The organism is Amycolatopsis sp. NPDC039088 (assembly GCF_055598845.1).
In genome coordinates this window covers 1-10,414 of the sequence record NZ_JBVKAE010000080.1, presented here as the reverse complement: position 1 = coordinate 10,414, position 10,414 = coordinate 1, and the positions used below count along the sequence as shown (strand labels likewise).

Annotated in this window: 10 protein-coding genes; 6 read left to right on the top strand and 4 right to left on the bottom strand. The window is 66.9% G+C overall.

What is annotated here, in order from left to right:
* Nucleotides 1–128: 128 nt before the first annotated feature.
* From ACZ7KI_RS43140 to ACZ7KI_RS43125, 4 genes are all read right to left on the bottom strand, one after another.
* Nucleotides 129–2,114, bottom strand: coding sequence for a M6 family metalloprotease domain-containing protein (locus tag ACZ7KI_RS43140; protein WP_470278784.1), 1,986 nt, complete (start codon nucleotides 2,112–2,114; stop codon nucleotides 129–131).
* A gap of 196 nt (nucleotides 2,115–2,310) precedes the next feature.
* Nucleotides 2,311–3,177, bottom strand: a complete 867-nt coding sequence (gene prmC, locus ACZ7KI_RS43135; protein ID WP_470278783.1) for a peptide chain release factor N(5)-glutamine methyltransferase — start codon at nucleotides 3,175–3,177, stop codon at nucleotides 2,311–2,313.
* 84 nt (nucleotides 3,178–3,261) lie between these two features.
* Nucleotides 3,262–3,810, bottom strand: coding sequence for an HD domain-containing protein (locus tag ACZ7KI_RS43130; RefSeq protein ID WP_470278782.1), 549 nt, complete (start codon nucleotides 3,808–3,810; stop codon nucleotides 3,262–3,264).
* Between the two features lie 9 nt (nucleotides 3,811–3,819).
* On the bottom strand, nucleotides 3,820–4,167 hold the full coding sequence (locus ACZ7KI_RS43125; RefSeq protein WP_470278781.1) for a MerR family transcriptional regulator: 348 nt from the start codon (nucleotides 4,165–4,167) through the stop codon (nucleotides 3,820–3,822).
* Nucleotides 4,168–4,226: 59 nt separating this feature from the next.
* On the opposite strand from ACZ7KI_RS43125, the gene ACZ7KI_RS43120 reads away from it, so the two are divergent.
* The 6 genes from ACZ7KI_RS43120 (at nucleotide 4,227) to ACZ7KI_RS43095 (ending at nucleotide 10,192) form a co-directional block, all read left to right on the top strand.
* On the top strand, nucleotides 4,227–5,009 hold the full coding sequence (locus ACZ7KI_RS43120; protein WP_470278780.1) for an alpha/beta fold hydrolase: 783 nt from the start codon (nucleotides 4,227–4,229) through the stop codon (nucleotides 5,007–5,009).
* 31 nt (nucleotides 5,010–5,040) lie between these two features.
* Complete coding sequence (wsfD, locus tag ACZ7KI_RS43115) at nucleotides 5,041–6,477, top strand: glycan biosynthesis hexose transferase WsfD (RefSeq protein WP_470278779.1); 1,437 nt, start codon at nucleotides 5,041–5,043, stop codon at nucleotides 6,475–6,477.
* 114 nt (nucleotides 6,478–6,591) lie between these two features.
* On the top strand, nucleotides 6,592–7,857 hold the full coding sequence (locus tag ACZ7KI_RS43110; RefSeq protein ID WP_470278778.1) for a mannosyltransferase family protein: 1,266 nt from the start codon (nucleotides 6,592–6,594) through the stop codon (nucleotides 7,855–7,857).
* 114 nt (nucleotides 7,858–7,971) lie between these two features.
* Nucleotides 7,972–8,964: a glycosyltransferase family 2 protein gene (locus ACZ7KI_RS43105; protein WP_470278777.1), complete on the top strand. Its 993-nt coding sequence runs from the start codon at nucleotides 7,972–7,974 to the stop codon at nucleotides 8,962–8,964.
* Nucleotides 8,961–9,392 (top strand): GtrA family protein, encoded by a 432-nt coding sequence (locus ACZ7KI_RS43100; RefSeq protein ID WP_470278776.1) that lies wholly within the window; start codon nucleotides 8,961–8,963, stop codon nucleotides 9,390–9,392. Before ACZ7KI_RS43105 ends, ACZ7KI_RS43100 begins: the two co-directional genes overlap by 4 nt.
* Before the next feature lie 62 nt (nucleotides 9,393–9,454).
* A complete protein-coding gene (locus tag ACZ7KI_RS43095) occupies nucleotides 9,455–10,192 on the top strand; it encodes a hypothetical protein (protein ID WP_470278775.1) in 738 nt (245 codons plus the stop codon).
* The last annotated feature ends 222 nt before the right edge of the window (nucleotides 10,193–10,414 follow it).

Sequence of the window (10,414 nt, the reverse complement as noted above, 5' to 3'; positions counted from 1 at the left end):
CCGACGGCAGCGAAAGCCTCCTTTACTACCAGAAGAACGCGTACACAGGAGCGACACCGGCCCCACGCCACGACACGTTTGACTTTCTGCTCTATAACCATCATTACCGCTCACGAGACCCACTCCTATCAGAAGGCGAAAGCGGTGCAGAACGACGTCGCCGTCTTGCCCGGGTCGGCGACCGACGTCGCGGTCAGCTTGATGTGCGCGACGTGGTCACCGCCCGCGGCCCGTTTGGCGTGCGCCGTCGCCGACGACCGACCGCCGAACGGGACGGTGGACAGCTCGTTCGGCAGCCGCACCTCCCAGCCCTTCGCGCTGGTGGACGCGCTCAGGCCATAGGTGTCGGTGTTGAAGGGTGCGGCAGCACCCTTCCCGTCGCCCGTGTTGAGCACCGGGAACGAGCAGCTCGCGAGCCCCTGCTTGGCGAAGGCCGGGGCCGACGGCCACAGCGAAACACCCCTGGCCTGCGTGCCGGCGCCGTCGAGCGAGGTCACCGTGACCACGTAGGACAACACGCCCTTGCGGTCGCGTTCGACGTCCGAGACCAGGAACTTCAGCCGGTTCGCCTCGTCGGTGTACTCGTACTTGCTCGCCGAACCGGTGCCCGCCTTGAACGCGGCGTCGTTGAGCTGGCGGTAGTCGCCGATGGTGATCGGCACCGCGGTGCCGTCCGGCTTCTTGTAGTCGGTCATGCCGATGTCGGCCGGGTTCGCGTCGACGATCCATTCGAACGGGGCGTTGTCCTGATTCTTGGTCTTCGCGATGATGACCCCGGAATCGGGGGCGAAGGAATCGCTACCCATCCGGTCGACGACCTCGACGGTGTAATTGTCGTATCCGCCGCCGTCGCAGAACGGGTCCTTCGAGCGATCGCATTTCGGCGAACGGTCCCCGCCGGTGAGCGCGATGTTGATCCCGCTGTACGCGCCCTGCCCCGGCAGTACCGAACGCGCCGTGATCCGCGCCGACACCGGGCCGGTCTTCGCGAGCTGGTTCCGGTCGAGTTTGAGCACGTCTTCGGGGTCGACGATGTCGAGCTTCATCTTGGTGCGCAGCATGTGATGCGCGCCCATCGACCCACCCTGCGTCGCCGGGATCTGCCAGCGGGTGTGCGGTCCGCCCGGGCCGTTAAACGTGCCGCGCGACATCATTTCCCATGGCCCGGTGTAGGCGCGGGACGGCGGATTCCCGAACGGGTTGTTGTAGTTGTCGCCGATGCCGAGGATGTGGCTGAATTCGTGCGCGTAAACCGCCTGACCCGAGCTTTCCGCCTGGGTCGACGAGCCGGTGACCGCGTTCGGCCAGATGCTCGCCGCGGATTTCCACGACGTCCACGGGACATAGCGGGTAGCCGCGGCATTCGGCATTCCTTCGACGCCGGGGCCGAATTCGTCGGGCACGTTGCCCGGTTCGCCGAACTTCATCACGCCGAATTCCTGCCAGGTCGCGCTCTCGTCCTGGCCGGCGGAAAGATAGAAGACGAAGTCGAACTGCTTGGCGACGTCGCCGACATCGGCACGCCAGGCCCCGCCCGCGTCGGTACGCAGGTCACGCTTGCAGTTCGCGCCCGGCGGACAGGCGTCGGGCTGGAATTCCATGCCGTACTCGAAGGACTTGCCCGGCAGCCGGTACGGGCCGAACGCGGTCAGTTCGACGCCCAGCCTGCCACCGGAGTCCTCCATCCAGTACTCGTTGATGGTGTGGCCCTGGTTCAGCGCCTGCGGTTTGTTGAGGAAGTCCTGGTAGAACTTCGCGACGTTCGCGCGGGGGATATTGCTGGCGGCGGGGCCGGGGTTGCCGAACACCGTCGAATGCGGGGCCTGCGTGACGGCGAATTCCTGGTCCGGGTAGTCCGCGAGCACCACGGCGCCCTTGAACATCCGTTTGGTCGGCTTCAGCGCCGGATCGGCCCAGTTGGTGCCGGGCGGCTTGCGGTAGTCGTCCCACGTCATGTGGTCCTGGTTCTCCCAGGTCGACCCGTCGATCGGGGCGGGCCAGCCTTGCACCGGCGCCGCGGCGGACGCGGGCTGGGCGACCAGACCCGGCAGTAGCACGACGGTGGCGAGGACGGCGAGTGTTCTGAGTGGGGCTCGTCGGAGAGACGATCGCATCGGGGTACACCTCCCAGTCGGACCGCCGATCAGGCGGCCTTGTCCGACGTTAGGAGGTGGCCTTTGCCCTGGGCACCGCCGGAAGTCGTGAGTCTCGCTAACTATCCGGCGCCCACCGAGCGCGTTTAGTCCTCTGGATGCGGTACTTGCGCGTGCAACTACCGCATCCAGAGGACTAAACGCGAGGGAGCGGACCTCAGGAGGTGCGCAGAGCGGTGACGAAACGCGGCCGTCCGGCGAGGTCGAGGTGGGCCTGTACGTCGGTCAGCACCCGCCGCGCGCGCACGAGCGCCGGGACGGCGGAGCCGTGCGTGTCGTCGTGCTCGATCGCCATCCCGCCGGTGGGCCGCAGCAACCGCGCGGCGGCGGCGATCGCGTGCCGGATCACGGCCAGCCCGCTCTCCTCGGCGAACACCGCCCGCGGCGGGTCGTGCTCGGCGACCTCCGCCGGTACCGGCGTGCCTTCCGGCACGTACGGCGGGTTGCACAGGACGAGGTCGACGAGCCCGTCGAGCTCGGCGAACATCGTGCTGTCCGCGACGTCGCCGGAGTACAGCCGGATGGGCGTGTCCCCCGCGTCGGCGTGGACGTCGGCGTTGTGCCGGGCCCAGGCGAGGGCTTGCGCGTCGATGTCGACGGCGTAGACGACCGCGTCCGGCCGCGCGTGCTGCACGGCCAGCGCCAGCGCGCCGGAGCCGGTGCACAGATCGACCACCACCGGGTACTCGCGCCCGTGCAGCAGTTTGAGGCCCCATTCCAGGAGTAGCTCGGTCTCCGGGCGCGGGACGAACACCCCGGCGCCGACGTTGACCGTGATGTCGCCGAGCGCGGCCCAGCCGGTGAGGTACTGCAGCGGGATCCGTTTGGCGCGCTGGTTCACCAGCTGGCCGATCGCGTCGACGACCGGCGGGTCCACCAGCGGCACCATCGGGAGGCGGCCGCGTTCGACGCCGAGGACATGGGAGGCGATGATCTCCGCGTCCGAGCGCGGTGACGCCACCCCGGCCTCGGTGAGAATCCGGGTCGCTTCCATGATGGCGAGGCGCAACGGCTGCCGGTTCACTGGTGTTCCTTCACAGAGTCAAGCCTGACATACAAGGCACGCGTGCCGGGGGCGATACACGCGGGCTCAGGGTATCGATTCCCTTCAGCGCACCCGCCACGAGAGCGACGACAACGTCAGCGCGGCTTCGGCCACTCGCCGCGCGAGGTCCGTCTGAAGGCTCTTCGTCGCCGAAGCGATCCACTCGTCGACGTTCCGTACACCGATATCGCGGTACTCGACGGCCTGAAGCAGCATCTCGAGCTTGTCCGCGTCGCGCGCGTACAGCGCCTCCGGGCTCTCCGCGGTTTCGTACTCGTCGACGGCTTCGCGCACCGATTCCCGAGCGGCGCCGGGAAGCGCCGACGTCTGCGCGGCGGTGATCGCCCGCGGGTCCGGCTTCTCGACGAAGCCCTTGATCGTGTGCGGGAGGTCGCCGGTCCGCGTCTCCTGCGTGTCGTGCCAGAGCGCGAGGTACGCCGCCCGCGCCGGATCGGCGCCGCCCTCGGCCGCCAGCAGCCCGGCCAGCTGCGCGACCCGCGTCGTGTGCTCGGCGACCGATTCGGGATCGCGGACCCCCGCCTGCCACCACCCGGCCCGCCGGATCCGCTTGAGCACACCCAGTTCGAACCCGAATCTGGCCAGGGCTTCCACGCTGCTCCTCTATGCGTCGACGACGAGATATCCGGCCAGTGTCCCCCGTCGCCGCCGGAGTGTGTCGATCCGGTCGTCCATCTCGGCCAGTTCGCGGCGGATCTCCGCCACCACGGTCGGGCACATGTCCAGCTCGGGCAGTTCACCCTTGGCACACGGGAGCATCTTGGCGATGACCTGCGTGCTCAGCCCGGCCGCGAGCAGCGCGCGGATCTGACGGACGGTGGTGACCGCGTCGTCGTCGAACGTGCGGTAGCCGTTGCCGTCGCGCCGGGAGACCAGCAATCCCTGTTCCTCGTAATAACGCAGCAGCCGGTGACTCACGCCGGTCCGCCGGGAGAGCTCGCCGATCAGCATGTGACCCCCATCATCCGCGCTTGACCTTCACATCGATGTCAGTATCTAACGTCGGCGGCATGACGAATCATTTCGCGCACATCGTCCGCGGTTCCGGTCCCGGCCTGCTGCTCGCCCACGGTGGCGGCGGCAGCGTCGAGGGCAACTTCGGCGGCATTCTCGACGAACTCGCCCGCACCCACACCGTCGTCGGGCCGGACTACCCCGGCAGCGGGGCGACCCCGCGCGCCACCGGCCCGCTGGACCTCGACTCCGTCGCCGACGAACTCGTCGCCATCGCCGTCGACGCCGGGCTGGAGCGCTTCGCGATCCTCGGTTACTCCCTGGGCACCGGCGTCGCCGTGCGCATCGCGACCCGGCATCCGGAGCGGGTCACCGGGCTCATCCTGACCGCCGGCTTCACGAAACCGGACAACCGGCTGCTGCTCGCCGTCGACATCTGGCGCGAGCTGCTCGGCGGCGACCGCAGGCTGCTGGCGAAGTTCCTCACCTTCGCCGCCACCGGCGAGACGTATCTGAACGCCCTCACCCCGGCCGAACTCGAAGCCGCCATCGACGGACTCGCCGAGTTCATCCCGGCGGGCAGCCCCGAGCACGTCGGACTGGTCGCGAGCGTCGACACCCGCGCCGAACTCGCCGGGATCTCGGTACCGGCGTTGGTCATCGCCACCACGCAGGACGGCCTCGCCCCGCCCGCGCATTCCCGGGAGCTCGCGGCCGGGATCCCCGGCGCCGAACTGGTCGAGGTCGAGGCCGGGCACGGTATCGGCGTGGAAGCCCGCGACGAATGGCTCGGCGTGATCCAGAAGTTCCTCTCCGGGGTTAGCGAGGGTACACACTGATCACCCTCCGGCGTCTTCTATGGTGGCGCGGGTGAAGATCCGGGAAATCCGACTGGCCTTCGGCGTGTTTTTCGCGGCGCTCGGGGTCCTGCTCGCGCGTTTCCTCGTCCCGCGTCCGATCGGCATGGCGGACAACGGCGACGGCTGGCGCATCCTGTGCCAGCTCGGCGCCCGCGAGCTCGACAGGCCATCGGAAATCTTCGTCCGCTTCTCCTACGGCACCGCCCCCGCCTGCAACAGCGAGTACATCTCCAGCCAGAGCTGGATCGACAAGATCGCCAGCGAGATCGGGCAGCTGCTCGGCTCGTCCGCGATCCTGAACCTGCTGGTGCTGGGGGTGCTGGGCTGCCTGCTGGTCGCGGGCGGGATCGCCGCGATCGTCGTCGGCCTGCGCCTTTCGGTCCGGAACAGTGTCATCGCCACTGCCGCACTGCTGCTGGTCGCGGCGGACTCCGCCTTCTTCGGCTACTTCGCCTCGGTTCTGAGCGAGGGCGCCGCCTTCATCGGGATGTTCCTGCTCGCCGGTGGACTCCTGCTGATGCATCGCACCGGACCGTGGCGCTACACCGGCGCCGTGGTCACCGTGCTCGGCGCGATGGTCGGGATCAACGCGAAGTCACAGACGCTGCTGCTGATCCCGCTGTTCGCGCTCGCGCTGCTGTTCGTCCGCCCGGCGGGCAGCCGCGGCCTCGCCCGATGGGCGCTGCCGCTGGCGGTGCTCGCCGTCGTCGGCACGGGGACCGCGCTGGTGCAGGGCGCCGGCGACTCGGCCAACGCGGAGTACCGCGAAGCCAACATGTACCACGTCATCTTCAACGGGATCGTGGACGGGAAACACGACACCACCGGCGACCTCGCCGCGCTGGGCCTCCCACCCGAGTTCGCGAAGTACGTCGGCACGGGTTGGTGGAGCGCGAACGCGGCCTGGCGCGACCCCGCGTACGGCCAGTACCGCGACAAGATCAGCCGCCGCAACGTCGCCCAGTACTACCTCGATCACCCGGGGCGGGTGGTCCAGATGCTGCACCGGTCCGCGCAGGAGACGCTGACCGCGCGGGTGCCGAACCTCGGCAGCTTCGGCGAGCACGCCGGGCAACCACCGCTCGCCAAGGAGTACCGCGTCCCGGTCCTGTCCGGGATCACCGGCTGGATCGCCCCGCTGGGACTGTTCGCCCTGCTGCCGATCTGGCTGCTCATCGGCTGGGCCGGGCTCCGCGCCTTCCGCAACCGCGCCGGACGCCGCGACGTCGGCATCGTGGTGCTCATGTTCCTGCTCTTCGCGATGGGCCAGATCCTGGTGTCCGGTCTCGCCGAAGGCATCGAGAACATCAAGCACCAGCAGTTGACGATCTACCCGACCCTGCTCGCCGCCGCCTTCGCCGCGCTCTCTTTCCTACCGCGGCGAAACGACGGATCGGACCGCGAAGAGAAGCGTGAGAACACAAAAGCAGCGGTCACAGTCTCCTGAACGAGTGATATCCCCGGCTTCGGCGAATCGGCACCGCCACCTTTTTCGTCCCGTCCACCGAGGCATCGGCACCCCGTTCGTGTGACACCGTGTCACCCCTGTAGTAATTCAGTCATGACCGGCATCATCACGGAGGGTGTCTCCACGACTCCCGCGGACTCGATCGAACGAAGAACCGGGCGCGAAAGAGTATACGGCTGGCTGGCCGGCGACTACGGCAAAGTCCTTTTGGCCGTCCTGGCGTGGAACTTCGCACTGACCACTCTGGCCTGGCTATTCGGTCCCTCCACTCCGTCGAGCGAGGGCATTCCCCAGACCGGTATCGGCTCGACGTCGAGCCTGCTCTCCCACACCTACCGCTGGGACGCGGGCAATTACGGCGAGATCGCCGAACACGCGTACACGGGCAGCTTCGTACCGGTCCGCGCTTTCTACCCGGTGTTCCCGATCTGCGTATGGCTGGTCAAAACCCTCAGTTTCGGCACCATCGGGCTGCTCACGGCCGGGTTCATCGTCAACCTGATCGCGACCTGGCTGGCCTGCGTCGCACTGCTCAAGATCTCCCGGTTCTTCCTCACCGCCACTCGTTCGCACTGGCTGGTCGTCGCCGCGTTCCTGACCGCGCCCGCCGCCTTCTTCCTGCACTCGTTCTACAGCGAAGCGGTGTTCTGCGCCCTCGGCTTCTGGGCGTACCTGTTCGCGTTACGGCGACAATGGCTGTGGATGGGACTTTGCCTGATCCCGCTCACCGCGTCGCGGATCACCGCCGCGGTGTTCATCGGGCTGTGCTTCCTCGAATTCTGGCGCTCCGTCGGCTGGAAGCCGCGCCGCCTGCTGTCCTGGACGATCCTCTGGTTCCCGGTCGCCTATCTCGGCCTCGCCACGCACATGCTGTACATGAAATTGCAGACCGGCAGCGCCACGGCGAGCTTCACCGCGCTCGAGAGTGCCGGCACCTGGTCGTACCACAAGTTCAACCCGAACGTCCTCGCCACGGCGCTGACGGAATCGAGGATCACCGCGAGCGCCCTTGTCGGTAGCAGTCCGATGACGGCGTGGACGCTGATGAGTCACGTGCTGCCGACACTCGGCCTGGTCCTGCTCTTGGCCGCATCCGTCTATTTCTTCGTCGCATTGCGGTCGAACGGCCTGCCACTGGCGCTGTTCGGGATCGCGTCCCTCGTGATGTTGACGCTCAACAGCAACGTCGTCTCGGTGCACCGGTACCTGCTCCCCTGTCTGGTCATGTACCTCGCATTGGTGCTTTTGGCCGAACGGCGGCCGAAACTGCGCGGCGCGGTTTACGCGACGTTGTACTTCAATTCGCTGATCTGCGGCGCGATCTTCATCCGTTTCACAGCCGGCCACTGGGCAGGATGAGAACACCCGCAGGCCGCGGGAAAAGACATTCCGCCGATCTTCTAGAATCAACTCCGTTCTGGCCGTGAGACTTACTCACCGCCTTGTCTCGAAAACCGCACCAGGGGGTATTCAGTGCCCGCGGACCACGACAGACGCCGGATCGCGTTCATCTTCCCCATCTACAACGAGGAAGAGAACATCGAACTCCTCCACCGCACGGTGGAGGAGACGATCACGCCGCTCGTCGACCACTACGACTTCAGCTTCGTCTACATCGACGACGGCAGCAGCGATCGTTCGATGGACCTGCTGACCGCGCTGAGCAGGCAAGACGACCGGGTCACCGTGATCGAACTTTCCCGCAACTTCGGCCACCAGCTGGCGGTCACCGCCGGACTCGACCTGGTGGACGCGGACGCGGCGATCATCATGGACAGCGACATGCAGGACCCGCCGAGGGTGGCGCTGGAATTGATCCAGAAGTGGGAGGAAGGCTTCGAAGTCGTCTACGCGCAGCGTCGCTCGCGCCAGGATTCGGTGTTCAAGAAGTTCACCGCCGGCGTCTTCTACTGGTTCCTCCGGAAGATGGCGTCGGTCGACATTCCCCGCAACACCGGCGACTTCCGGCTGATCGACCGCAAGGTCGTCGACGAGCTCCGGAAATACCGCGAACGGGATCGGTTCCTGCGCGGGCTGGTCAGCTACATCGGCTTCAAGCAGACAGCCGTCCTGTTCGACCGCGACAAGCGGCACGCGGGCGTGACCGGCTACCCCTTGCGGAAGATGCTCCGCTTCGCCGGGGACGGCATCCTCGGCTTCTCCGTCGTGCCGCTGCGGATGATCAGCCGGCTCGGGTACCTGATCTCGCTGCTCAGCTTCCTCGGGATTCTCTACGTGCTCGGGGTCAAACTCTTCGCGCCCGCCACCGCCGTGCCGGGCTGGGCCTTCATCACCGCCGCGATGTTCTTCTTGGGCGGTATTCAGATCATCATGCTCGGCGTGCTCGGCAGCTACATCGGCCGGACGTACTCCCAGGTACAGAACCGCCCGCTCTACGGCGTCGCGTCGGTCCGCACCGGCTCGCCCGATCTCGCGGCCGCCAAGTCCGGAAACCTCGCACGGTGAAGCCGATCAGCGGCACTCAGGTGCGCTTCGGCGTCGTCGGAGTCGTCAACACCGCGGTCGACGCGCTCGGATACGCTTTGCTGGCCACACTCGGCGTCCCGATGTTCGTCGCGAACTTCATTTCGACCACGGCGGGCATGCTCCTGAGCTTCACGCTCAACCGGAACTTCACCTTCCGCGCGAAGGACGGCGACATCCGCCGTCAGGCCGTCCTTTTCTTCGCCGTGACCGCGTTCGGCCTGTGGGTCGTGCACGCCGCGGTGATCTTCGCGGTCACCAAGCTGTTCCCCGGGATCAACGTGTTCATCCCGAAACTGGGTGCGATCGCGGTCGGCATGGTGTGGAACTACCTGCTGTACAAGAAGATCGTCTTTCGGCAGCGCACAGCCGAACCCGCGGTGGTCCAGCCTGGCGCCCAGGCAGGCTGAACCACGGCGCCGACAGTAGGCTGGTCGCACCTGTTGTCGCCGAAGGGCCCCGCGAAATGGTCATGGATCTCCGAGAAACCGAAGTCGTCACGCGGATATCCGCGAATATCGATACCGGCGATTTCGCGACGGCGGCCGCGCTGGGCGACCGTCTCATCGGCGAGTTCGAGGCCACCGAGCTGGAGATCTGCCGCGCGGACCCGGAAGGCGGCCGGAAGGGCTACGCGGTCTCCGTCGGTTATCGCACCCCACCCGCGGACGGCGAGGAGCTCGCCGACACCCTGCACCGTGCCGTGCTACCGGCGCTTTTCCATTTCGGCCTCAACGCGGAATTCTTCGAAATCCACGGCACGCCGGAAACCGGCCAATACGGAAGCTACGACGCTTACGACACCGAAAGCGACGGCTACACGCTTTATTCGCTCATGGCGAGCGTCGGCGGCACCGATCCGCGTGAACCCGCCTACGTTCCCCGGCACGATTTCACGCCACGCGCGGAAACCGATGTCATCTCGCGGGTGCATCTTTACGTCCCCACCGGGGACCTGCGGCTGGCCGTCGAGCTGTGTGGCCGACCGGCGACCGACCTCGCGGCGTCGCTGGTCCGGATCAACACGGACGCGGGGCCGTGCGAAGCGGTGCTGATGTCGGCTTTTCCGGCGGCTGCCGGGGAAAGCGGCGAAGAGGCACTCAGCAGGGTCACGAACGAGGTGACCGAACGCCTCTCTCACGTCGGCATGTCCGTCCGATCCGTCCATACCGGACTGGAAGACGACCCGTTCTCCACGGAACCGGGCTAGCGGGACCTAAAGCGGTCCGTGAAAGCCTCCTTCCCTACTCTCAAGGCAGGGGCCCGCAAAGTCGGGATGCTGCAGGTCGGGGACCTCTTGGTCATGGCGCAGGCCGACGTCTATGAAGGAATTGGGACGTTGAATGTCCCAATTCCTTCATGGACACGGGGTCGTACCCGGTTGCGAAGCTTGATCAACAGAACTTCAGGGGCATGCCCCTGAACCCGGTAC

What these genes read in the sequence shown, in the direction of transcription:
- ACZ7KI_RS43095 (WP_470278775.1), top strand. Translation starts at nt 9,455, where the DNA reads ATGGATCTCCGAGAAACCGAAGTCGTCACGCGGATATCCGCGAATATC.
- ACZ7KI_RS43120 (WP_470278780.1), top strand. Translation starts at nt 4,227, where the DNA reads ATGACGAATCATTTCGCGCACATCGTCCGCGGTTCCGGTCCCGGCCTG.
- ACZ7KI_RS43140 (WP_470278784.1), bottom strand. Translation starts at nt 2,114, where the DNA reads ATGCGATCGTCTCTCCGACGAGCCCCACTCAGAACACTCGCCGTCCTC.
- ACZ7KI_RS43125 (WP_470278781.1), bottom strand. Translation starts at nt 4,167, where the DNA reads ATGCTGATCGGCGAGCTCTCCCGGCGGACCGGCGTGAGTCACCGGCTG.
- ACZ7KI_RS43110 (WP_470278778.1), top strand. Translation starts at nt 6,592, where the DNA reads ATGACCGGCATCATCACGGAGGGTGTCTCCACGACTCCCGCGGACTCG.